20 protein-coding genes and 1 tRNA gene are annotated in these 24326 nt (G+C 58.5%); 19 read left to right on the forward strand and 2 right to left on the reverse strand.

Going from position 1 to position 24326, the window contains the following annotated elements; genetic code table 11:
- Window positions 1-144 precede the first annotated feature (144 nt).
- The 15 genes from ACR0JB_RS11160 (at window position 145) to ACR0JB_RS11230 (ending at window position 14797) form a co-directional block, all read left to right on the forward strand.
- Complete coding sequence (locus ACR0JB_RS11160) at window positions 145-1218, forward strand: ABC transporter ATP-binding protein (protein WP_170361129.1); 1074 nt, start codon at window positions 145-147, stop codon at window positions 1216-1218.
- Between the two features lie 48 nt (window positions 1219-1266).
- Window positions 1267-2478 (forward strand): ABC transporter substrate-binding protein, encoded by a 1212-nt coding sequence (locus ACR0JB_RS11165; protein WP_170349504.1) that lies wholly within the window; start codon window positions 1267-1269, stop codon window positions 2476-2478.
- Between the two features lie 67 nt (window positions 2479-2545).
- Window positions 2546-3568, forward strand: a complete 1023-nt coding sequence (locus ACR0JB_RS11170; protein WP_170349503.1) for a carbohydrate ABC transporter permease — start codon at window positions 2546-2548, stop codon at window positions 3566-3568.
- 1 nt (window position 3569) lies between these two features.
- Window positions 3570-4724, forward strand: coding sequence for a carbohydrate ABC transporter permease (locus ACR0JB_RS11175; protein WP_170376624.1), 1155 nt, complete (start codon window positions 3570-3572; stop codon window positions 4722-4724).
- A gap of 126 nt (window positions 4725-4850) precedes the next feature.
- Entirely contained in the window at window positions 4851-5381 is a 531-nt protein-coding gene (locus tag ACR0JB_RS11180) for an ester cyclase (RefSeq protein ID WP_170361133.1), read from the forward strand.
- 11 nt (window positions 5382-5392) lie between these two features.
- A complete protein-coding gene (gene hisD, locus ACR0JB_RS11185) occupies window positions 5393-6724 on the forward strand; it encodes a histidinol dehydrogenase (protein ID WP_170349500.1) in 1332 nt (443 codons plus the stop codon).
- Complete coding sequence (locus ACR0JB_RS11190; protein WP_170396947.1) at window positions 6721-7773, forward strand: ester cyclase; 1053 nt, start codon at window positions 6721-6723, stop codon at window positions 7771-7773. Before hisD ends, ACR0JB_RS11190 begins: the two co-directional genes overlap by 4 nt.
- On the forward strand, window positions 7773-8537 hold the full coding sequence (locus ACR0JB_RS11195; RefSeq protein ID WP_170376626.1) for an SDR family NAD(P)-dependent oxidoreductase: 765 nt from the start codon (window positions 7773-7775) through the stop codon (window positions 8535-8537). The genes ACR0JB_RS11190 and ACR0JB_RS11195 overlap by 1 nt, the downstream gene beginning before the upstream one ends.
- Window positions 8537-9580 (forward strand): LacI family DNA-binding transcriptional regulator, encoded by a 1044-nt coding sequence (locus tag ACR0JB_RS11200; RefSeq protein ID WP_217354378.1) that lies wholly within the window; start codon window positions 8537-8539, stop codon window positions 9578-9580. The genes ACR0JB_RS11195 and ACR0JB_RS11200 overlap by 1 nt, the downstream gene beginning before the upstream one ends.
- Window positions 9577-10566, forward strand: a complete 990-nt coding sequence (locus ACR0JB_RS11205) for a nuclear transport factor 2 family protein (RefSeq protein WP_170349496.1) — start codon at window positions 9577-9579, stop codon at window positions 10564-10566. The genes ACR0JB_RS11200 and ACR0JB_RS11205 overlap by 4 nt, the downstream gene beginning before the upstream one ends.
- A gap of 153 nt (window positions 10567-10719) precedes the next feature.
- On the forward strand, window positions 10720-11679 hold the full coding sequence (locus ACR0JB_RS11210; protein ID WP_480789925.1) for a cupin domain-containing protein: 960 nt from the start codon (window positions 10720-10722) through the stop codon (window positions 11677-11679).
- The gene (locus ACR0JB_RS11215; protein WP_170396951.1) at window positions 11667-12278 is read left to right on the forward strand and encodes a class I SAM-dependent DNA methyltransferase; all 612 of its coding nucleotides are present in this window, start codon (window positions 11667-11669) and stop codon (window positions 12276-12278) included. The genes ACR0JB_RS11210 and ACR0JB_RS11215 overlap by 13 nt, the downstream gene beginning before the upstream one ends.
- A 10-nt stretch (window positions 12279-12288) precedes the next feature.
- Window positions 12289-13413 carry a cobalamin-independent methionine synthase II family protein gene (locus ACR0JB_RS11220; RefSeq protein ID WP_170396953.1) on the forward strand — a complete coding sequence of 375 codons (1125 nt, stop codon included), beginning with the start codon at window positions 12289-12291 and terminating at the stop codon, window positions 13411-13413.
- The gene (locus ACR0JB_RS11225; RefSeq protein ID WP_480789926.1) at window positions 13410-14105 is read left to right on the forward strand and encodes an alpha/beta fold hydrolase; all 696 of its coding nucleotides are present in this window, start codon (window positions 13410-13412) and stop codon (window positions 14103-14105) included. The genes ACR0JB_RS11220 and ACR0JB_RS11225 overlap by 4 nt, the downstream gene beginning before the upstream one ends.
- Window positions 14102-14797 carry an RraA family protein gene (locus ACR0JB_RS11230; protein WP_170506473.1) on the forward strand — a complete coding sequence of 232 codons (696 nt, stop codon included), beginning with the start codon at window positions 14102-14104 and terminating at the stop codon, window positions 14795-14797. The genes ACR0JB_RS11225 and ACR0JB_RS11230 overlap by 4 nt, the downstream gene beginning before the upstream one ends.
- Window positions 14798-15483: 686 nt before the next feature.
- On the opposite strand, the gene ACR0JB_RS11235 is transcribed toward ACR0JB_RS11230, so the two are convergent.
- Window positions 15484-15570: transfer RNA gene (locus ACR0JB_RS11235), tRNA-Leu, on the reverse strand.
- 199 nt (window positions 15571-15769) lie between these two features.
- Here ACR0JB_RS11235 and ACR0JB_RS11240 point away from each other — a divergent pair.
- A complete protein-coding gene (locus ACR0JB_RS11240; protein ID WP_480789927.1) occupies window positions 15770-16753 on the forward strand; it encodes a complex I NDUFA9 subunit family protein in 984 nt (327 codons plus the stop codon).
- Here ACR0JB_RS11240 and ACR0JB_RS11245 read toward each other — a convergent pair whose 3' ends face one another.
- On the reverse strand, window positions 16754-17557 hold the full coding sequence (locus ACR0JB_RS11245) for an undecaprenyl-diphosphate phosphatase (protein ID WP_170396957.1): 804 nt from the start codon (window positions 17555-17557) through the stop codon (window positions 16754-16756).
- Between the two features lie 229 nt (window positions 17558-17786).
- On the opposite strand from ACR0JB_RS11245, the gene ACR0JB_RS11250 reads away from it, so the two are divergent.
- The 3 genes from ACR0JB_RS11250 to gltB are packed head-to-tail and all read left to right on the forward strand — an operon-like array spanning window position 17787 to window position 24213.
- A complete protein-coding gene (locus tag ACR0JB_RS11250; protein ID WP_170349487.1) occupies window positions 17787-19220 on the forward strand; it encodes an NAD(P)-dependent oxidoreductase in 1434 nt (477 codons plus the stop codon).
- Window positions 19221-19249: 29 nt separating this feature from the next.
- A complete protein-coding gene (locus tag ACR0JB_RS11255; protein WP_170376655.1) occupies window positions 19250-19684 on the forward strand; it encodes a GFA family protein in 435 nt (144 codons plus the stop codon).
- On the forward strand, window positions 19681-24213 hold the full coding sequence (gene gltB / locus ACR0JB_RS11260) for a glutamate synthase large subunit (protein ID WP_170506479.1): 4533 nt from the start codon (window positions 19681-19683) through the stop codon (window positions 24211-24213). The genes ACR0JB_RS11255 and gltB overlap by 4 nt, the downstream gene beginning before the upstream one ends.
- Window positions 24214-24326: the final 113 nt, after the last annotated feature.

Genomic DNA, 24326 nt, shown 5'->3' on the forward strand with positions numbered 1-24326 from the left:
AGTGTTTTGCGGGGTCTATTCCGCGAATTCGACTCGGTGGTTTCGCGTATTTTTGCATACGTATGCAAAAAAGTCTTGCCTGATTTGATATATGCGAATTACTGTTTTGCAAACGTATGCAAACGAATCCTTTCAGGGGGCACCATGGCGGAAATTCAATTGCGCAACGTCGGCAAGCGCTGGGGGTCATTCATTGGGGTCCACAATTTCGACCTGACCATCGCGGATCGCGAATTTCTGGTTCTGCTGGGCCCCTCGGGCTGTGGCAAGACCACCACGATGCGCATGATCGCCGGTCTTGAGGACGTCACCGAGGGCGAAATTCTGGTCGATGGCAAGGTGGTCAACGATCTGGAGCCCAAGGACCGCGATGTGGCGATGGTGTTCCAGAGCTACGCGCTCTACCCCAACATGAACGTCTACGAAAACATCCGCTTTCCTTTAAAAGTGCGCGGCATCGACCCGTCGACCCATGACGACAAGGTGCGTCGGGCCAGCGCGATGGTGGAACTGGACGATTTCTTGCACCGCAAACCCGCCGAATTGTCAGGTGGTCAGCGGCAACGTGTGGCGCTGGCCCGCGCCATCGTACGGGAACCGAACGTGTTCCTGATGGACGAGCCGTTGTCGAACCTGGATGCCAAGCTGCGTGTTTCGACCCGAGCTCAGATTAAGAACCTCAGCCACGAACTGGCGGTGACAACCATCTACGTGACCCACGACCAGATCGAGGCGATGACGTTGGCCGACCGAGTTGTTGTGATGAAACAAGGCGTGGTGCAGCAGGTCGGCAGCCCGACCGATATTTACGACCGGCCCGCCAATACTTTTGTGGCCAGCTTTATCGGCTCACCGGCGATGAACCTGATGGATGGCGAGGCTTCGGGCGGTGTGTTCCGCGCCGAACATGTAGCCATTCCGGTCGACGCACCGGACGGTCCGATGACATTGGGCTTCCGCGCTGAAGATGCTGGCCTTGCCGAAGGGCAGGGCGAAATCACCGCACCGATCTACACGCTGGAACTGCTGGGAGATGCGACCATGATCTCGGTCCGGGTCGGCGGTGCGCTGGTATCGGTCAAAGCCGACAAAGCCTTCCGCGCCGAGATTGGAGATCCCGTCTCGTTCTCGGTGCCCAAAGAAATCTGTCACCTCTTCGAAGCTGGAAGCGGTGCGCGGATCGGGGAACAACCCCACGAACAGCCCATACGGGCTTAACACCGGTCCGGACGTCGACGACGGACCGATCCTGACAGGGAGAAACGCATGAAACTCAAGACGATCCTCATGGCAGGTGCCATGTCCATCGCGGCAAGTGGCACATGGGCTGCCTGTTCGTTTGAAAATGACGTACCGCTCAAATCGCTCTCGGCTGGTTTCGAGGCCTGGAAAGCCGTCACCGATGCGATGGCCGAATGCGGCAATTTCAATGCCTCGCTGGACCAGGAATTCCGCGAGAAACAGCCCGAGGCTTTTGCAGCCAGCCCGTCGCTCTATCAGATCGGTGGGGTGTCGAACACGACTCTGATCCCGTTGCTGAATGCAGGTACGATCCGGCCGCTGGACGATCTGGTCGAGAAATACGGACAGAACCTGCTGCCAAACCAGCTGATCAAGGTGGATGGCAAGACCATGGCAATTGCCATGATGGTGAACGCGCAGCACATGATGTACCGCAACGACGTTCTGGCCGACCTGGGTATTGCCGAGCCCGCAACCTATGATGACGTTCTGGCCGCCGCCGCCAAGATCAAAGATGCGGGTGTTATGGAATACCCGATCGGCGGCACCTTCAAGACCGGTTGGAACCTCGGTCAGGAATTCATCAACATGTATATGGGTGAAGGCGGATCTTTCTTTGGCGACGGCAACATGCCTGCGATCAATAACGAGCAGGGCGTTAAGGCGTTGGAAACCCTGAAGGCCATGACCGATTATATGGATCCGGAATATCTGGTCTCGGATTCAACTTACGTTCAGCAGCAGTTCCAGCAGGGCAAGATTGCCATGGCAAACCTGTGGGCCAGCCGCGCCGCTGCAATGAACGACGAAGCCGAAAGCCAGGTGGTGGGCAAGGTTACTATGTCGGCGGCTCCGATGGGCTCGGCTGCACCGGCCACTACGATCTGGTGGGACGGTTTCGTTCTGGCCTCGAACATGAGCGACGAGGAGGCCGACGCCGCCTTCCGTGTCATGCTTGAAGGCATGGATGAGGAAATGGTCAGTGCCAACAATGACGCTGCCGTCTGGCTGAACCCGGCCTACAAAGCAGGTGAACTGGCCGCCGGTGCGGCTGCATCCGCCCAAGCCGGGGCCAAGGCATACCCGGCTTCGGGCCCGATGGGCATCATGCACACCGCCTTGGGCAACGGTCTGGCTGATTTCATGACCGGCGCCAAGGACGCGCAAACCACACTGGCTGATATCGAGGCGGATTACATCACCGCCGCCAAAGAAGCCGGTTTGATCAACAACTGATCCTCCCGCGGGAGGGCCTCGGTCCTCCTGCACCCTTCCCATTGAGAACCATGAGAAAGGCAGAGCCATGAATTTCCGGACATTTGCCGCCTTTGTTGGCCCCTCTGTCTTTATGATGCTTCTCTTTATCGCGTTCCCGCTGATCAGCGTGTTCAAGCAGAGTTTCTATGTCACCCAACCGATCTATGAGACGGTTGAAGTTGAAACCTGCACCCCCGGCTTTCTGACCCAGACCTGTGTGACCGAGACGGTTTCGCAGCCCCAACTCGACGAAGAGGGCAAGGTCATCATGCAGACCCAGTATGTCGGGCTGGAAAGCTATCGCAACGTGCTGGAGCCTGAACGTGCATGGCGCGCGATCAGCGAGGGCAGCTGGAATGTGTTGTCCACGATCAACTTCTGGAAAGCGCTGCGGTTCACGCTGACTTTCACGCTGATCACCCTGCCGCTGGTCATTGTCTGCGGGCTGGGGATCGCCGTTTTGATCAACAATGCCGCGCAGGCGATAAAAGGGCCTGTTATCTTTATTTCGCTGTTGCCCTTCATCATTACCCCGGTGATCGGGGTGCTGTCGGTCAACTGGCTGTTTCGCGGCGACGGTATCCTGACGGCGCTGCTGGAGTGGTGGTTGAACCGCGATATCGCGCTGTTTGCGCAGGCCTGGACAATTGAGGTGCTGATGATGCTGTACCGCGTCTGGCACGTCGCCCCCTTTGCCGCCATCGTGTTTTATGCCGGTTTGCAAACGGTCAATCAGGACAGCCTGGAAAGTGCTGTGATTGACGGCGCAACCCGGTGGCAGCGGATGAAATACATCGTCATCCCGCATCTGATGCCGCTGATCATCTTTGTGTCGATGATCCACTTGATGGACAGCTATCGGGTGTTCGAAGAGATCGTCGGTTTCGCCAGCCAAGGCTATGTCATCTCGTTGCAGTGGTTGACCTATGACTTCCTGGTGCCTGATCAGGCGGGCAACCGTTCGATCAGCCGGGCTTCGGCCAGCGCCATGCTCACCATGATCGGTATTGCCATCCTGCTTATCTTCCCGCTGCGCCGGACATGGCGCGATCACAAAGGAGGTCACTGACATGTCCTCGCGCGCGCTTCGCCAACCGCTCAGCCTGCGGCTGACTTCAAACATCTTCCTGGCCTTCTGGTGCATTGTCGCCATCTTTCCGATCTTCTGGATCACGGTGATGAGCTTCAAATCCCCGGTCGATGCCTTTGACGGCAACGCGTTGAACGTGATCTTCGGACCGGCGACGCTGGCCAATGGCAAGGGGATTTCGCTGCTGGATATCATTCTGGGGATCGGGGTGATCTGGGGCACGATTGCTCTGGTGACCAAAAAGATGCCTGGGATGATCAAAGCCTATTCCAAAGAAGGTCAGGAGTGGTTTGGCTGGGTGATTGGCATTCTGGCCGCCGTGGTGGCCTTTCTGATCGTATTCTTCGTGATCCTGCCTGCCATTCTGAGCATACTGAACCCGCTCTTTGGCCCTCTGGGGCGGGACATATTGGGGCTGACGACCGAACACTATAAAACCGTTTGGATCGACCGGGGGTTTTCGAACAACTTCAAGAACTCGCTGATCGTAACCACGGGGGTTGTTGTTCTGTCGCTGTCGGTCGGGACACTGGCGGGTTACGGGCTGGCACGGTCGGGTTCGACTCTGGCGTTCTGGCTGCTGATCGTCGCGCTGATCTTCCGCGCGCTGCCGCCCTCGGCGCTGGTGGCCAGCTATCTGCCGGTCTTCATCAGCTCATCCGAATGGTTGGCGCCGATCCTGGGGGAAAACGCACCGACGCTGTACGGCAAGCCTTTCGCGGTGATTGCGGTGCTGGTGGCGATCAACCAGCCTTTTACGATCTGGATGCTGCGGTCATTCTTCCAGAATATCCCAGCCGAACTGGATGAGGCCGCGCGCGTTGATGGCTGCAATCACTTCCAGGCGTTCCGACGCGTGATTATGCCGGTGATGTGGCCGGGCGTGATCACCACCGGGCTGTTCAGCTTTCTGCTGGCGTATAACGACATCCTCGTCACGTCGCTGCTGCTGGATGCGCAGAACCAGACCATGGTTCCCGCCATTGTCGGCATGTTCAACCGCGAGACCACGACAACCGATCAGGTGGTCGCTGTGGCAGCCGCCGTATCGATCACCGCGCCGCTGATCTTTCTTGTTCTGATCTTCCAGCGCCAGATCGTCAGCGGTCTGACCGCCGGAGCGGTGAAAGGGTAATGAGCAAGAACGCACGCCATAACGCCCTGTCGCGCCACCCGGCGCTGAACAGGATGCCCAGGGATTTTCTAAGCATTGGGGTTTCTTGACCCAATCCCTCCCTCGGCAACCTGAAAGGATAGAAAGATGAAAGGTTCCCGCCCCGAACAAGCGGTTCTAACCCGCGACACGGACCTGGACAAAACCGAAGACACGCGCCGCGTGATCGAAACCATGGTCGATGGCCTGAATGACCACCGCATTGATGACATTGGCGAGTTCTTTGCTCAGGGCTTTCGCTGGATGGGCAATCAGGGTTGTGGCACCAAGACTGGTCTGCAAGAGTTTCAGGACAACTGGCAGCGCCCGTTTCAGGCCGCGTTCTCGGACAAGACCTGCATTGATGAGGCCCGCCTGTATATGGGCGAATGGGCCGCAGCGTTTGGCCGCCAAGAGGCGACCCATTCCGGTGAGTTTCTGGGCATCGCCCCCACCGGCAAACGGGTCGAGATCCGGTACATGGATTTCTGGAAAGTGGTCGATGGCAAGATCGTCGACAACTGGGTGAACGTCGATTTCGCACATGTCGCGGCGCAGCTGGGTGTCGATCTGTTCAACGGGGAAGGCTGGGAAGCTTTTGACCGGGGTGAAAAAGTAGCGCCCCGGCCGGAAAACTGAGGATTGGAAACATGACAATCGAGTATCTCAAACGCGGTAAATCTGATGCTGACCGGGCCGAAGATGACGCCAAAACCCGCGCTGTGGTCGAAGCGACCCTGAAAGACATCGAAACCCGTGGCGATGTGGCCGTGCGCGAGCTGAGCGAAAAGTTCGACAACTATTCGCCCCCGTCGTTTCGCCTGTCTCAGCAGGACATTGACGACCTCATTGGGCAACTGACCGACCGTGAACTGGCCGATATCAAATTCGCGCAGGAACAGGTGCGCAACTTTGCTCAAGCGCAGCGCGATTCCATGGTGGATATCGAGGTCGAAACCCTGCCCGGCGTCATTCTGGGCCACAAGAACATCCCCGTGCAGTCGGTGGGATGCTATGTGCCCGGTGGCAAATTCCCGATGGTCGCCTCGGCGCATATGTCGGTGGCGACGGCTTCGGTGGCGGGCGTGCCGCGCATCATCGCCTGTACACCTCCGTTCAATGGCAAGCCGAACGCAGCGGTGATTGCCGCGATGCATCTGGGCGGCGCCCATGAGATCTATGTCATGGGCGGCATTCAGGCCATCGGTGCGATGGCGCTGGGCACCGAAACGATTGACCCCGTGCATATGCTGGTCGGTCCGGGCAACGCCTTTGTGGCCGAAGCCAAGCGGCAACTGTTCGGCCGTGTCGGCATTGACCTGTTCGCTGGCCCGACCGAGACCATGGTCATCGCCGACGAGACTGCCGCCGATGCGGAACTCTGCGCGACCGACCTGCTGGGTCAGGCGGAACACGGCTATAACAGTCCTTGCGTGCTGTTGACCAACTCGCGCAAACTGGCCGAGGATACGATGGCCGAGGTCGACCGTCTGCTGGGAATCCTACCCACGGCAGGCACCGCGAAAGTATCGTGGGACGAATATGGCGAAGTGATCGTTTGCGACACATATGATGAGATGCTGCAGGTCGCCGATGATATCGCATCCGAGCATGTGCAGGTGATGACAGATAGGGATGATTGGTTCCTTGAGAACATGACCTGCTATGGCGCGTTGTTTCTTGGTCCGCGCACCAATGTCTCGAACGGAGATAAGGTGATCGGCACGAACCATACTTTGCCGACGAAGAAAGCCGGGCGCTATACCGGTGGTCTTTGGGTGGGTAAGTATTTGAAAACGCATAGCTATCAAAAGGTTCTGACCGACGAGGCGGCGACGTTGATTGGCGAATATGGGTCGCGCCTGTGCATGCTGGAGGGGTTTGTGGGCCATGCTGAACAGTGCAACGTGCGGGTGCGCCGCTATGGCGGTATCAACGTGCCTTACGGCAAGCCCGCACCGTATCGGGATGCCGCTGAATGAGCGACAAGCACACACAGCATAAGGCCCTGATCGCTTTGCTCAGGGCCGCGATGTATGACTTTTCCGAAGCCGGCGTCCGCAAGGCGCTGGCTGAGGTCACGACATCGGATGCAGTGTTCCACCTATGCCATCCCTTTGGTGACAGTATTGGCAGCGATGCATATTACGACTGCGCCTATAAGGACCTGCTGCACGCATGGCCCGATCTGGAGCGTCGCGACTATATCGTCATGGCCGGGCCGGACGAAAACGGCGCGGATTGGGTCGGGTGCGGGGGGTATTACACCGGTACCTTCACCGGGCCTTGGCTGGATATCCCGCCGACGGGCCATCAGGTCACCATGCGGTTCCACGAATTCTATCGTTTCGTGGACGGACAGGTCGTCGAGGTTCAGGCGCTCTGGGACATCCCTGAGGTGATGATGCAGGCCAACGCCTGGCCGATGGCCCCCAGCCTTGGCCGAGAATGGCATGTGCCCGGACCAGCCACTCAGGACGGGTTCGTGCCCGGACCTTACGATGCGGCCAAGGGCAAGGCGACGTGCCAACACATTATCGACATGCTGGAACACTTGAAAAAACACCCGTCACAAGGTGGCCCCGAAGTGATGGAGATGGAGCGGTTCTGGCATCCACGCATGAACTGGTACGGGCCTTCGGGCATCGGCACCGGGCGCGGTTACGCAGGGTTTCGCAACTGGCATCAGATTCCGTTCCTGAACGGCATGCCGGATCGCGGGCAGTATGTGGACGACATCACCTATCATTTCTTTGGTGATGGCGAGTATGCGGCTGTGACCGGCTGGCCGAACATGATCCAGACGGTTACCCATGACGGATGGATGGGGATTGCGCCCTCGGGCAAGAAAATCGCCATGTGCAGTCTGGATTTCTGGCGATTGGAAAACGGGCGCATACGCGAAAACTGGGTGCTGGTCGATCTTCTGGATGCCTACCGCCAGCTTGGCGTTGACGTTTTCGCCCGCCTGCGTGAATTCAACAAGGCCCGGAATCTGGGCCGCATTGAAACGCCTGATGGAATGAGCTGATGACTGACCTGCCCCGCACCCCTTCGTTTTCGCTGAACGGCAAAACCGCCCTTGTGACCGGCGCGTCCTCGGGGATTGGACAGGGCTGTGCGGTGGCCTTGGCCGAGGCCGGGGCGCATGTGGTCTGCGCCGCGCGTGGGGCAGACCGGCTGGCTGAAACCGTCGCGGCGTTGCAGGCGCAGGGCTGGTCGGCCGAAGCTGCGGTTGTGGATCAGGGCGATTTGAATGCCCTGCAACAGCTGTTTGATGGGCGCGTCTTTGACGTCGTGGTGAATTCCGCCGGAACCGCGCGCCACAGCGCGGCGATCGACACCACGCCCGAGGATTTCGATGCGGTCACGGATGTAAATCTGCGGTCGGCTTATTTCCTGTCGGCCTATGCGGCCAAGGCATTGATGGCGACGGGCAGGCCGGGCTCGATCATCCATATCTCAAGCCAGATGGGCCACGTCGGCGGGGTTGATCGGGCGCTGTATTGTGCCACCAAGCACGGGCTTGAGGGTATGGTCAAAGCCATGGCAATCGAATGGGGAAAGCAGCGCATCCGCATCAACACAGTCTGCCCGACCTTCATTCGCACACCCTTGACGCAAGCCACCTTCGATGACCCCGAGCGCGCCGCCTGGATCATGGAGAAGATCAAGCTGGACCGTGTCGGTGAGGTCGAAGACATCATGGGCGCGGTGACCTATCTGGCCTCGGACGCCTCGGCTTTGGTGACCGGAACTTCGATGTTGATTGACGGGGGGTGGACAGCGGATTGATGGCAGAAAAAGTCACATCCCTTCAGGTTGCGCAACTGGCAGGCGTCAGTCAGTCGGCGGTTAGCCGGGTGTTCACGCCGGGTGCCTCGGTCAGCAAAAAGACTGAAGAAAAGGTGCGCAAGGCGGCGGCAGAGCTGGGGTATCGACCCAATGTTCTGGCCCGGGCGATGGTATCCGGCAAAAGCCGTATCATCGGTTTGGTGGTCGCCTATCTGGACAACTACTTCTATCCCGAAGCGCTTGAGAAACTGTCCAACGCCCTGCAAGAACAGGGGTATCATGTGCTGATCTTCATGGCTTCGCGCACGGCGGGTAACATTGATGACGTGATGGAGGAAATCCTCGACTATCAGGTGGATGGCGTTGTTTTGGCCTCGGTTGCGATGTCGTCAGATATTGCAACGCGCTGTCAGCAGGCGGGTGTACCCGTGGTGCTGTTCAACCGAAGTCAGGACCTAGACGGGATCACGTCGGTCACGTCTGACAATTATGCCGGTGGCCGCAAGGTGGCCGAGTTCCTGGTTGCCGCTGGCCACAGTCGCATTGCTTACATCGCGGGTTGGCAGGGTGCCTCGACCCAGCGTGACCGCGAGGCCGGGTTCCGGGCGGCATTGGCTGAGGCCGGTCAGGCCGTGTTTGCCCATGGTGTGGGCGAGTTTCACACGGAAAATGCCCGAACGGCTGCACGTCGCATGTTTGATGTTGCACCGGATGACAGGCCGGATGCCGTGTTCGTGGCCAATGACCATATGGCGCTGGCCGTCATGGATGTCATCCGCTTTGAGCTTGGCCTGCGTGTTCCCGAAGATGTCTCGGTGATCGGGTACGATGATGTCCCGCAGGCGGGGTGGCTTGCCTATAACCTCACGACGATCCGACAGCGGGCCAATCTGATGGTTTCTGAAACTGTGGACGCGCTTTTGGATCATATCGAAAACCCGGCAGCCGCCGCGGCGCGCAAGGTGGCCATAGACGGGCCGCTGATTGTACGTACCTCGGCCCGGTTGCCAAAAGGGTGGACCCCACAAAGGACAGACATATGAAAGGCTTCGATCCGAAGTTCCGGGATTTTCCCGACTATATCATCGGTATCACCAAGGAAATTTGGGAAGACCGGGGCATCGCCACGCTGCATGACTATTACAGCAAGGATATCGTCGTGCGCTCGCCCGGGTCCGTTGTTCTGGGTAATCAGAACGTCATCGGCGCCACCATGGCAACACTGGCTGAGTTTCCGGATCGGCAGCTGTTGGGCGAAGATGTGATCTGGTCCGGCACGCCGGAAGAGGGGATGTTAAGCTCGCACCGGATCATCTCGACCGCGACGCATTTGGCCGAAGGGGTGTATGGCAAGCCGACCGGCACAAAGCTGCGCTATCGGATTCTGGCCGACTGTCACGCCAAAGATAATCAGATCGACGATGAATGGTTGATCCGCGATCAGGGTGCCATCGTCCGGCAGATGGGCTGGGACCCCAAGGAATACGCTGCCGACCTGATCGCGCGCGAGGGTGGGCCAGAGAACTGCGTCAAACCGCTGACGCCAGAAACCGACCAGCCCGGCCCTTATAAAGGCAAGGGCAATGACAATGAATGGGGTCAGCGCTATGCCTATATCCTGACCAAGATCATGAATGCCGATATGGGCGTGATCGAGGCCGAGTATGACCGCGCCGTGCAATCGGAATATGTCGGCGGTGTCACTGGCCATGGCTGGGATGCGGTGGATCGGTTCTGGATGGGTCTGCGGGCCAGCTTCCCCAATGCGGAATTCAAGGTTGAACACCAGATTGGTCGCGATGATCCGAACATGCCGCCCCGTGCTGCCGTGCGCTGGAGCCTGTGGGGTAAACATGATGGCTGGGGTGCATTTGGCGCCCCAACCGGCGCGCAGGTCTATGTTCTGGGCATCAGCCATGCTGAGTTTGGTGCGCTGATCGGCGGTCAGCCACAGTTGCGGCGCGAGTACACGCTGTTCGACGAAACTTCGGTCTGGAAACAGATCCTGCTGCAGGGTGGAGAGGGTTAGGTGACCGCGATGGTCTCATCCCTGAACGCCAGCCAGACTGCACGGCGCTATCATACCCATCGTGCGTCGCTGCGCGCACGGCGTCTGAACAATCGGCCTCCGGGGGGCGGGAATTGATCCCATCTTTCCCCCCAAATCCAAGGAGACACCGTCATGAGTACTTTTCAACAACGCATCGTCCGTTATGGCGAGCTGCAACCCTGTAAAACCGCCTTTATCGACGCTCACACTCCGGGCAGCGATCAGAAAGAGAACTTTACCATCATCGGTGGCGGCGTGTCGGAATCGCCCGATCAGCACGTCCACATCGCCGACAAGATCGGCTTTAACATCGGCGCGGCGGGTCAGCCGCCGAAATGCCGAAACTCCCTGCACAGCCACACCACGGCCGAGGTGTTCTTTGTCGCGAAAGGCCGCTGGCGGTTCTTTTGGGGACGCTATGGCACAGCCGGAGAATTCATTGCCGAAGAGGGGGATATCTTTAACATCCCCACAGGTATCTTCCGCGGGTTCGAGAATGTCGGACAGGACTACGGCATGATCATGTCGATCCTGGGGGGTGATGATGCCGGTGGCGGTGTCACGTGGGCGCCGCAGGTGATCGAGGACGCACAGGCGCATGGTCTGATGCTGGGCGACAACGGTGTGCTTTACGACAGCAAAAAGGGTCAGGAACTGCCCCACAATGTCCGGCCGATGCCCTTGTTGAACGAAGCAGAGTTGCAAGCCTATCCCGAGGTGCCGGTCGACGCGGTGATCGGCAAATACGTCGCCCGCTATTGGGACCTGATGGCGCTGGGCGCTGAAAAACCTGCGCTGGTGATTGGTGAGACCGGTCTTATCAAGGACAAGCCGGGGTTCGAGGTTGATTTCCTGACCCGTGGTTCGGCTGTGAATGATCCGGTCAAAGCTGAGAAGCCTGTGGTTCTGATGCCGGCCAGCGGCCATTGGCGTATCACCGTAGACGGATATGAGGTCACATTGTCAAACGGCGATACCGCGCTGGTTATGCCGGGTGAGGCTTACACCGTCGCGCCGTCCATGACCGGGCAGGCAGGCCTGTACCGCATTACGGCGACCGATGACCCCGCCGGAGCCACATGGGTCGGATGACCGTCGACCCGAACGATACCCACGCCGTTTATGAACGGCAGGCCAAAGCCTATGACGAGCAACGCTCGCGGGCTTTGTTCGAAGCGCGCTGGCTGGCGCGCTTCACCGCCAGCCTGAAGCCCGGCGATCACGTCCTTGATCTGGGCTGCGGCACTGGTGAGCCCATTGCCCGATGGTTCAAGGCTGAAGGTTTCACCGTCACAGGTGTCGATTTTTCCGAGGCTATGCTTGAGATCGCCCATAGCCGTTGGCCTGATGGAGACTGGCGGCAAGCTGACATGCGTAATTTCGAGCTGGACCAGAGCTTTGATGGTATTGTCGCCTGGAACAGCTTTTTCCACCTGACTGCTGACGAGCAGAAGAGCTGTATCGCCCGAATGGCCCGCCATCTGCGCAAGGGCGGAATGTTGATGCTGACCGTTGGCCCCAGCGCAGGTGAGGAACAGGGAACTGTTGGCGGCGAACCCGTGTATCACGCCTCTCTCTCACCCGCCGGTTACGCCACCTGCCTCGAAGAAAACGGGATGATCATGACAGGGTTTTTGGCCAAGGACCCGGAAACCCAAAGCCATACTGTGCTGATGGCACGCAAGAATTAACGGAGGTTCCATGACCGTAAAGACAACACATGTCGGATCCTTGCCACGAACTCAGGATGTGGTGGATTTCATTTTTGCGCGCGAGCGGGAGGAACCCTTTGAACCCGCTGCCTTTGACGCCTGCATGACCAAGGCCGTGTCCGAGACCGTGCGCAAACAGGTCGAAGCCGGTGTGCAGATCGTCAGTGACGGCGAAACCTCGAAGATCTCTTATGCCACCTATGTCAAAGACCGTTACACCGGGTTTTCGGGCGATAGCCCGCGCAATGCGCCCGCCGATCTGAAGATGTTCCCCGGTTTTCTGCAACGGCTGGCTGATGATGGCGGTACGCCCCAATACGCGCGGCCTCAATGTACCGGCGAGGTGCGGTCGAAAGGGCAGGGTGAGCTTGAGAAGGACATCGCCAACCTCAAGGCTGCGATGGCGCAGCACGGGGCCGAGCGGGGCTTTATGAATGCCGCCTCACCAGGGGTCATCTCGCTGTTTCTGCAGAACGATTTCTACCCCACGCGTGAGGCTTATCTGGCCGCGCTGGCCGATGCGATGAAGGAGGAATACGAAACCATCGTGGCCGCCGGGTTGGATTTGCAGCTGGATTGCCCTGATCTGGCCCTGTCGCGGCACATGCTGTTCACCGACCTGACCGATGAAGAGTTCGTCAAGATCGCCGACATGCATGTCGAGGCCCTGAACCACGCGCTGCAGAATGTTCCGCAGGACCGGGTGCGGGTGCATATCTGCTGGGGCAATTACGAAGGGCCACATTGTTGTGACATCGCCATGGATAAGGTGTTCAGCACTCTGATGGCGACCAAATCCCGCTATGTGCTGTTTGAAACCTCGAACCCGCGCCACGCCCATGAATGGACCGTGTTCCGCGACCGTAGTTCCGAGATTCCTGACGACAAGGTTCTGGTTCCCGGTGTGGTCGACACCACCACCAATTTTGTCGAACACCCCGAACTGGTGGCGCAGCGGATCACGCGGTTTACCGATATCGTCGGCGCCAATCGGGTGATCGCGGGCAGCGATTGTGGGTTTGGCACCTTCGCAGGTTTTGGAGCCGTTGATCCCGATATTGCCTATGCCAAGCTGACGGCTTTGTCCGAGGGTGCAAAACTGGCCTCGGCATGACACCGCTGGTTCTTTTGCCGGGTATGATGTGTGACGCGCGGTTGTTTCAGCCGCAGATCGCTGCGTTGTCCGGTTCACGGCCGCTGATGACCTTCCCGCTGGTGACGCAGGACAGTGTTCAGGAGATGGCAGCCGAAATCTTGTCAAACGCACCGTCGGTCTTTGCGCTGGCCGGCCTGTCGATGGGCGGCATCGTTGCGATGGAGGTGGTGCGGGAAGCCCCGGATCGCGTTGAACGGTTGGCGTTGATGGACACCAATCCGCTGGCCGAAATGCCCGAGGTCAAAGCCCGGCGTGGCCCGCAGATGAAGGCCGTTCAGGCGGGTCAGCTGCGGCAGGTGATGCGCGACGAGATGAAGCCCAATTATCTGGCTGACGGCCCGCATCAGGGGGCTATTCTGGACCTGTGCATGGCGATGGCCGTTGATCTGGGATCGGATGTATTCCTGCGCCAATCCCGCGCTTTGATGGATCGCCCGGACCAGACCGAAACACTGGCCGTCTACATGGGTCCCTCACTGGTGATGTGCGGGCGCGAGGATGGCCTGTGCCCGGTCGAGCGACACCAGTTGATGCACGACCTTCTGCCCAACAGCACGTTACAAATCATCGAAGAGGCCGGGCACCTGCCCACTCTGGAACAACCCAATGACACAACAGCGGCCCTGATCCGCTGGCTGGAGGCCCCATGACACCTTCCCTTCTGACCCTGTTGCGCAAGGTTGACACCCCCACCGTCTGCAACGCCATCGAGGTGGCGCAGGGCAAGCGCGGATTTGACGGCTTCTCGCGCGGCACCATGCTGTGTTCGGCCCCGTCGGAACCTGCGATCGTGGGCTATGCCCGTACGGCAAAGATCGCCGCTGTGCAGCCTCCGTCCGAGGCGCTTGAGGTCATCAGGGAACGCCGGATGGCCTATTACAAATACATGGCCGAAGGTCCCGCACCCTCGGTTGCGGTGATCGAGGATGTCGATTTCCCCAACTGTATCGGTGCCTATTGGGGTGAGATCAACACCACCGTACACAAGGGGTTCGGCATGTCCGGCGCGCTGACCAACGGTGTCATGCGCGACCTTGGCGATCTGCCCCAGGGGTTCCCGGTGGTTGCCGGATCGGTCGGGCCAAGCCATGGTTTTGTCCACGTGCGCGCGGTCGATACGCCGGTCTCGATCTTTGGTCTTTCGGTCAATCCCGGTGATCTGATCCATGCCGATCAGCACGGAGCGCTGGTGATACCAGAGGATGTTGTCGACCAGCTAGAGGACGCAATTCAGAAATTACTGTCCACCGAGCGCATCGTCCTCGACGCTGCCACACAGCCGGGGTTTGATTTCAATGCGTTTCAATCCGCTTGGGAAAAGTTCGAAAAATCCCGGGTCTGACAGGGTAAGACTGACCGGTTCAAACGGACGGGTCTGAACCATCCGGGGTGGTACGCCATCACCGGCGTCGCGATGGCAGGTCAGCCCGCTTTTCTTCCAGAACGGTTCGAAAAAGTACCTTGAGTTCAGATTTCTTCACCAGGGGCAGCCTGCGCCGATAATCCGAAGACAGGTCATCTACTGACACGTCCATCCGGTGCGCTTTCACTAACTTGAAGCGACTGAGAAACGAATTTTTCTTCATTGTTGCGGTCCTTCAAATTCAAAGCCTAAAAATTTGCCGCTGCGGACCCGACCCGAACCCTATGGTCTAGAGCTCGAGGATCATTAATCCGTGAGTGATGATCCGCAGCGACAGGGCGCATTTAGGCAAGTCGTTTGCCACCGTAAGGGGGAAGAATCCGGGTTTTTGCGTCATTTATTAACCGACCAGTCAAAAAATGATTTGAAAGCTTACCTTTACGTAAAGATGCTCACTCACCCGGCCAGTTTTCGTGACGTAGCGTCACGAAAGATGCGGGTCTCGCTAAGGCCTGAACGGGACCATTTAGCCAGTCTGTCTCCGCAGGAATCTGGCATAGCATAGCCCTAAGGGAGAGGTGTCCAATAGATAGAAATTGGGGGAATACGTCACCCGAACACGTATTTGATACGATCAGAGACAAGCCAAAAAACTGTCGGGGATATGGTGCCCAGGAGAGGACTCGAACCTCCACGTCCATACGGACACTAGCACCTGAAGCTAGCGCGTCTACCAATTCCGCCACCTGGGCAGGTGTCGTGGAGCGGCGTTTAAGCCTACTGACGGGGGGCGTCAACCAGATTCGGATAGTTTTTCACAAGTTTTTTGACCCACCTCCGAAACGCTTGGGAAATTGTCGGGGTTTTCGCGGACGCGCGGCGTTATTGCGCCTTGTTTGCCGGGGCTTTGGGCGGTAGATCGGATCAAGACCAATCAGCAGGAGCCCTCGCATGTCCAAACTGGTCACGATTTATGGCGGATCGGGATTTGTCGGTCGGTATATCGCCCGGCGTATGGCAAATGAAGGATGGCGTGTGCGGGTCGCAGTGCGGCGCCCGAATGAGGCGATGTTCGTCAAACCTTATGGCGTGGTTGGTCAGGTTGAACCCATTTTGTGCAACATCCGCGATGATGCGTCGGTTGCTGCCGTGATGCATGGGGCCGATGCGGTGGTGAACTGCGTGGGTGTGCTGAACGAGCTGGGTAAGAACGAATTTGACGCGGTACAGGCCGAAGGGGCTGAGCGGATCGCGCGCATCGCTGCCGAACAGGGTGTTGCGCGGATGGTGCATATCTCGGCCATCGGAGCGGACGCCACGTCCAAAAGCGAGTATTCCCGCACCAAAGCACAGGGCGAGGCCGGTGTGCTGGCGCATATGCCGAACGCTGTGATCCTGCGCCCGTCGGTTATTTTCGGAACCGAGGATCAGTTCTTTAACCGCTTTGCCGGTATGACCCGGATGGGGCCGTTCCTTCCCTTGGTCGGCGCAGAGACCAAGTTCCAGCCGGTTTATGTGGATGATGTTGCCAAGGCCGCCGTGCAGGGCGTTCTGGGGCAGACCGAGGGTGGCACTTATGAGCTGGGCGGCCCAGAGGTGAAATCCTTCCGCGCGCTGATGCAGCAGATGCTGGGGGTGATTCACCGCCGCCGGGTGATTTTTGGTGTGCCGTTCTGGGCCGCCCGGATCATGGCGGGTGTGCTGGATATAGCCAAATTTGTCAGTTTTCAGCTGTTTCCCAACCACATTCTGACGCGCGATCAGCTGACGAATCTGCGCCGGGACAATGTGGTGTCGGGCGATGCCAAAGGCTTTGGCGATTTGGGGATCGAACCGGCTACTTTGGAATCCATCTTGCCGGACTACCTGTGGAAGTTCCGTCCCTCGGGCCAGTATGATGAGATCCAGAAATCGGCAGACAACCTGCGTACCTGATCAGCTATAGGCAATCACCAGCAGGATTGCCCCAAGAATCACGCGATATATTACATAAGGCGTAAAGCTGACGCTGCGCAGCAGGCGCATCATCAGGGACAGCGCCAATAAGGCCGAGATAAAGGCAAAAAAAGCGGCTATGGCACCGTCCTTAGCCAGTTGGGCATCAGCCTCGCGGATCACCTGTGTCGACAGTAATACGCCCGAGGCCAGAATCGTCGGGATCGACATCAGCATCGCGATCCGCGCGCCGTCTTCGCGGCTATAGCCCAGCTGCCGCGCGCCGGTGATGGTGATGCCTGACCGCGAGGTGCCGGGGATCAACGCAAGAACCTGCCACAATCCCATGATGATCGCATCGCGCGGGCCCCAATCGTTGGTTTTCTTGGTTTGGGGGCCCTTTTGGTCCATCCAATACAGCAACAATCCGAAGCCCAGCATGGTCCAGCCAATCACCGTCATCGAGCGGAGGGACTGGCTGAGCCCGGTTGTGAACAAAATGGCACCGACAATGACCGTGGGAATCGTTGCGATGATCAGGCTCATCGCCAGCCGTGCTTGCGGGGTGTCGATCTGCCCGGTCAGGGCGCGTGGCAGGCCGGCAGCGGCCTGTTTCACATCGGACCAGAAATACAGGATAACCGCGCCCAACGTGCCGACATGCACGGCGACGTCGATGGCCAGCCCCTGATCTTCCATTTCGGTCAAGCTGGGCAGCAGGATCAGGTGACCCGAGGAAGAGATCGGCAAGAACTCGGTTATTCCCTGAATAATCGCCGCGAGAATCAACTGAAATAGACTCATTTAACCTGCCGTGCTGTCGCCGCGTATTGTTAGGGGAAATGGGTATAAGTGCGGTGCCGAAAAGGAAAGCATGTAAAAAGGTCCGAAACGGAACTAAAAATGAGAACATTTTCCAATTACTTTTCCTGACGTCGTGTATTTTTTTAATTTAGGTCAGTATAATTGACTTTTAATCCGGTAAGGTATCTCTTAAACAGGCGCGACCAAGCCAATTCATGGAGTCTGACCCGTGGCCAAGCAACCGATGCTGAAATTTGTGCAGATCGACCGCGTCATGCCTGAAAAGCGTGCCGCCGATGACCGCAAAGAAGACTTTGACGAAATCTATGCTGAATACGCGGCAGCCAAGGCGGAAGAACAGGCTAGTCGCTGCAGCCAATGCGGAGTGCCGTATTGCCAGTCGCATTGCCCGCTGCACAACAACATCCCCGATTGGCTGCGCCTGACCGCCACGGGCCGTCTGGAAGAGGCGTATCAGACCAGCCAGGCCACCAATACCTTCCCGGAAATCTGCGGCCGCATTTGCCCTCAGGATCGTCTTTGCGAAGGCAATTGTGTGATCGAACAATCAGGCCACGGCACGGTTACCATCGGCACGATTGAGAAGTACATCACGGACACCGCCTGGGACAAAGGTTGGGTGACCCCCGTGGCACCTGGTGCCGAGCGCAGCGAAAGCGTCGGTATCATAGGCGGCGGACCCGGTGGATTGGCAGCTGCGGACATGCTGCGCCGGGCTGGCATTCAGGTCACTGTGTATGATCGTCACGACCGTGCCGGTGGCCTGTTGATGTACGGTATTCCAGGCTTCAAGCTGGAAAAGGACATTGTTCAGCGTCGCAACGAATTGCTGGCTGATGGCGGGGTCAATTTCGAGCTGAACTGCGACGTGGACGCCGCCAAATTCGACGACATTCGCGCCAAGCATGACGCAGTGATCATCGCAACCGGGGTCTATAAATCCCGTGATCTGTCCATGCCAGGCAGTGGCCTGAATGGTATCGAAATTGCCATTGATTTCCTGACCGCTTCGAATCGCAAAAGCTTTGGTGACGCGGTCGAGGATTTCGACAATGGCCGGCTGAATGCCAACGGTAAAAAAGTTGTTGTGATTGGTGGCGGCGATACTGCGATGGACTGCGTACGCACCTCGGTCCGTCAAGGGGCGACCTCGGTCAAATGCCTGTACCGCCGTGACCGGGCAAACATGCCGGGATCGCAGCGTGAAACGCAGAATGCCGAGGAAGAAGGCGTGATCTTTGAATGGCTGAGCGCCCCCAAAGGGTTCACCGGCGATGACAAGGTTTCCGGCGTGATGGTGCAAAAGATGCGTCTGGGTCAGCCAGATGCCACTGGCCGCCAAGCCCCCGAGGTCATCGAAGGCGCGGACTATGTCGAAGAGGCCGATCTGGTCATCAAGGCGCTGGGCTTTGAGCCCGAAGACCTGCCTACGCTGTTTGGTCAGCCCGACTTGCCCGTGACCCGTTGGGGCACCGTTAAGGCCGCGTTCCAAACCGGCGAAACCGAGATGGACGGTGTATATGCCATTGGTGACATCGTGCGTGGCGCCTCGCTGGTGGTCTGGGCGATCCGTGACGGCCGCGACTGTGCCGATGCGATCATCGACAGGTTTAACAGCAAGGCTGCCGTCGCAGCCGAGTAACACCCAGCCCAGCGACAGGAGGGTCAGGAATGCCTGAACTGCAAGGCCAATGCATGTGCGGTGCGGTCACCGTCACCGCTACCCCAGCGAAGGATGCGCTGGGTGCCTGTCATTGCGACCAGTGCCGCCGGTGGACCAGTTCAATGCTGGTGAGTTTTCAAGCTGAAGAAGGGTATGCCGCCTTGGGACCGGTTAAGACCTTCGCCTCGTCCGATTGGGCCGAACGCGCCTTTTGCGCCGAATGCGGCTCGGCCTTGTGGTACCGGGTCACCGCGCCCGGCGACATGCACGGACACACAGAAATAGCAGCGGGCCTGTTCGAAGACACGGGCCACGGACTGCAACTGGAACTTTTTATCGACAAAAAGCCCAAAGGGTATGCGTTCGCAGGTGAGCGCAAGCAAATGACCAAAGCCGAGGTCGAGGCGATGTTTGCCCCCTCGGAAGAAGGAGACAGCCAATGACCAAATATGATGCCGATTGGGTACGGGCCGAAGAAGCCAAACGTGAATGGATGGCAAAAAACGGTCTCTATTCCGAGGAAGAAGAGCATTCTTCCTGTGGCGTGGGTCTTGTTGTATCCGTTGACGGCAAAGCATCACGCAAGGTTGTCGACGCCGGTATTGATGCGCTGAAAGCGATCTGGCACCGCGGCGCCGTGGATGCTGATGGCAAGACCGGCGATGGTGCGGGCATCCACGTGCAGATCCCGGTTCGTTTTTTCTATGACCAGATCCGCCGCACAGGTCATGAGCCCAATCTGGACCAGTTGATCGCTGTCGGTCAGGTGTTTCTGCCTCGTACCGATTTCGGCGCGCAGGAACAGTGCCGGACCATCGTAGAAACCGAAGTTCTGCGCATGGGATATTACATCTACGGCTGGCGTCACGTGCCGGTCGATGTGACTTGCTTGGGTGAAAAGGCCAACGCGACCAGACCCGAGATCGAACAGATCCTGATCTCCAACTCGAAAGGTGTAGATGAAGAGACGTTCGAGCGTGAGCTGTACGTCATCCGTCGCCGTATTGAAAAAGCTGCCGCCGCTTCCGGGATTTCGGACCTGTATCTGGCGTCGCTGAGCTGCCGCTCGATCATCTATAAAGGCATGATGCTGGCTGAGCAGGTCGCGGTTTTCTACCCCGACCTGATGGATGAGCGGTTCGAATCCGCCTTTGCGATCTATCACCAGCGCTATTCGACCAACACCTTCCCGCAATGGTGGTTGGCGCAACCGTTCCGGATGCTGGCCCATAATGGTGAAATCAACACCCTGAAGGGCAACGTCAACTGGATGAAAAGTCATGAGATCCGCATGGCCAGTGGCACCTTTGGCGACTATGCCGAAGACATCAAGCCGATCATCGCGGGTGGATCGTCGGATTCGGCCGCATTAGACTCGGTTTTCGAGGTTCTTGTGCGCGCGGGCCGCTCGGCCCCGATGGCGAAAACCATGCTGGTGCCGGAAAGTTGGTCCAAGCAGGCGGTGGAACTGCCGCAGGCCTGGCGTGACATGTATTCCTACTGCAACTCGGTGATGGAGCCGTGGGACGGTCCCGCCGCGCTGGCGATGACAGATGGCCGCTGGGTCTGTGCCGGTCTGGACCGGAACGGGTTGCGCCCGATGCGCTATGTGGTGACGGGCGATGGTCTGGTGATTGCGGGCTCTGAGGCTGGTATGGTGCCGATTGATGAGGCCACTGTGACCGAAAAAGGCGCGCTGGGTCCGGGGCAGATGCTGGCCGTGGATATGAAGAAGGGCAAGCTGTTCCGTGACAAGCAAATCAAGGACAAGCTGGCGCGCGCCCTGCCGTTCGGCGACTGGGTCGGCAAAATCAACGATCTGGACACTACGCTGGGCAGTGTAACCGAACAGCCCTTGTTTAGGGGTGAGGAACTGCGCAAGCGTCAGATCGCGGCTGGATATTCGGTCGAAGAACTTGAGCAGATCCTTGCACCCATGGCCGAGGACGGCAAAGAGGCTTTGGCCTCGATGGGGGATGACACGCCTTCGGCTGTGCTGTCAAAGCAGTACCGTCCGCTGAGCCATTTCTTCCGGCAGAATTTCAGCCAGGTGACCAACCCGCCCATCGACAGCTTGCGCGAATACCGCGTGATGTCGTTGAAGACGCGGTTCGGGAACCTCAAGAACGTGCTGGACGAGGACAGTAGCCAGACCGAGATCATCGTTCTGGAAAGCCCTTTTGTCGGCAACGCTCAGTGGGAAATTCTGGCCGAAAACTTCAACGCGCCGCTGGCTGAGATCGATTGCAGCTTTGAACCCGGTGAGGGCGCGCTGGACCGCGCTTTGATCCGTATCAGAGCCGAAGCGGAAGAGGCCGTGCGTTCTGGTGCAGGGCATCTGGTGCTGACCGATCAGTATTCCGGGCCGGACAAAGTGGCGATGCCGATGATCCTGGCCACAAGCGCGGTACACAGCCATCTGACTCGTCAGGGTCTGCGGACCTTCAGCTCGCTCAACGTGCGGTCGGCGGAATGTATCGACCCGCACTATTTTGCCGTGTTGATTGGCTGTGGCGCGACAGTTGTGAACGCCTACCTGGCCGAGGATTCGCTGGCCGACCGCATTGAACGTGGCCTGTTGGATGGCACGCTGACCGAAAATGTGGCCCGCTATCGCGAGGCAATTGATCAGGGTCTTCTCAAGATCATGGCCAAGATGGGTATCTCGGTTGTCTCCTCTTACCGAGGCGGACTGAATTTCGAAGCCGTGGGTCTGAGCCGTGCTATGGTGGCCGAGTATTTCCCAGGCATGATCAGCCGTATTTCGGGCATCGGGATTCACGGCATCCGCGTCAAAGCCGAAGAAATTCACGCCAAGGGTTGGGACAGCGGTCTGGATGTGCTGCCCATCGGCGGTTTCTACAAAGCACGCAAGTCGGGTGAGACTCACGCGTGGGAAGCAACCTCGATGCATATGATGCAGATGGCCTGTAATAGGGCCTCATATGAATTGTGGAAGCAATATTCGACCAAGATGCAGTCGAACCCGCCGATCCATCTGCGCGACCTGATGGATTTCAAACCCATGGGCAAACCGGTGCCGATCGAAGAGGTGGAATCGATCACCTCGATCCGCAAACGCTTTGTCACGCCGGGCATGTCGCTGGGTGCACTCAGCCCCGAGGCGCACAAGACGCTGAACGTGGCGATGAACCGGATCGGTGCGAAATCCGACTCGGGCGAGGGTGGTGAAGATCCGGCCCATTTCGTACCGGAACCCAATGGCGACAATCCGTCAGCCAAGATCAAACAGGTGGCGTCGGGCCGGTTCGGTGTAACCGCCGAGTACCTGAATCAATGTGAAGAGCTGGAGATCAAGGTCGCCCAAGGTGCGAAACCGGGTGAGGGTGGTCAGCTGCCGGGCATGAAGGTCACCGACCTGATCGCGCGTCTGCGCCATTCGACCAAGGGCGTGACGCTGATCTCGCCGCCGCCGCACCACGATATCTACTCGATCGAGGATCTGGCGCAGCTGATCTATGATCTGAAACAGATCAACCCGCGCTGCAAGGTGACGGTGAAACTAGTGGCGTCTTCGGGCGTTGGCACGATTGCCGCCGGTGTGGCCAAGGCCAAGGCGGATGTGATCCTGATCTCGGGCCACAACGGTGGTACAGGTGCGTCGCCCGCGACGTCGATCAAATATGCCGGTTTGCCGTGGGAGATGGGCCTGACCGAGGCGCATCAAGTTCTGGCAATGAATAACCTGCGTGATCGCGTCACCCTGCGGACCGATGGTGGTCTGCGGACTGGTCGCGATATCGTCATGGCCGCGATGATGGGGGCCGAGGAATACGGAATCGGCACTGCCGCCCTAATCGCGATGGGCTGTATCATGGTGCGTCAGTGCCAGTCGAACACCTGCCCCGTCGGTGTCTGTACGCAGGACGAGGACCTGCGCGCCAAATTCACAGGCAACGCAGACAAGGTGGTGAACCTGATCACCTTCTATGCGCAGGAAGTACGCGAGCTGCTGGCCAGCCTCGGCGCGCGCTCGATTGATGAGATCATCGGCCGGGCCGACCTGTTGGCGCAGGTCAGCCGTGGATCGGCGCATCTGGACGATCTGGACCTCAACCCGCTGCTGATCACCGTCGATGGCGCGCATGATATCGTCTACAACCGCGACAAGGACCGTAACGCGGTGCCGGATACGCTGGACGCTGAAATCGTGCGGGATGCCGCGCGGTTCCTGAAAGACGGCGAGAAAATGCAGCTGTCCTATGCGGTGCAGAACACGCACCGAACTGTGGGCACCCGCGTCTCAAGCCATATCGTGCAGAACTTTGGCATGCGGAACACGTTCCAGTCCGATCACCTACACGTCAAACTGCAAGGCTCGGCCGGTCAGTCGCTGGGGGCGTTTGCAGCACCGGGGTTGAAGCTGGAAGTGTCGGGTGACGCCAATGACTATGTCGGCAAGGGTTTGTCGGGCGGCACCATCGTCGTGCGCCCACCACAGGTCAGCCCGCTGAAGGCGGATGACAACACCATCATCGGCAACACCGTCCTGTACGGCGCCACCGATGGCCACCTGTTTGCCGCAGGTCGCGCGGGCGAGCGATTCGCGGTGCGCAACTCGGGCGCGAAGGTTGTGATCGAGGGCTGCGGTTCGAACGGGTGTGAATACATGACCGGCGGAATCGCGGTGATCCTGGGTGATATTGGTGCCAACTTTGGCGCGGGTATGACCGGTGGCATGGCTTATCTGTACGACCCAGAAGGCAAGGCGCAGGCGCTGATGAATATGGAAACGCTGGTGACCTGTCCGGTGACCGTCGACCATTGGGAAGATCAGCTGAAATCGCTGATCGAAACCCATCAGGCCGAAACCTTCAGCCGTAAGGCCGCCGACATTCTGCAGCATTGGGATGTTGAAAAGGCCAACTTCTTGCAGGTTTGCCCAAAAGAGATGCTGAACAAGCTCAGCCACCCTCTGACCACCGAAGCAACGGCTGTTCCGGCTGAATAACGGGTTGCAACAGACCAGTCTCAAACCCGCGCGCCAATTGGCTGCGCGGGTTTTCTTAAATCCTTATACCGACAACACCCGTTTCAAACGCGCGCCCAACGTCGTATAGCTGT

It is taken from the genome of Ruegeria sp. BI7, from assembly GCF_056537925.1.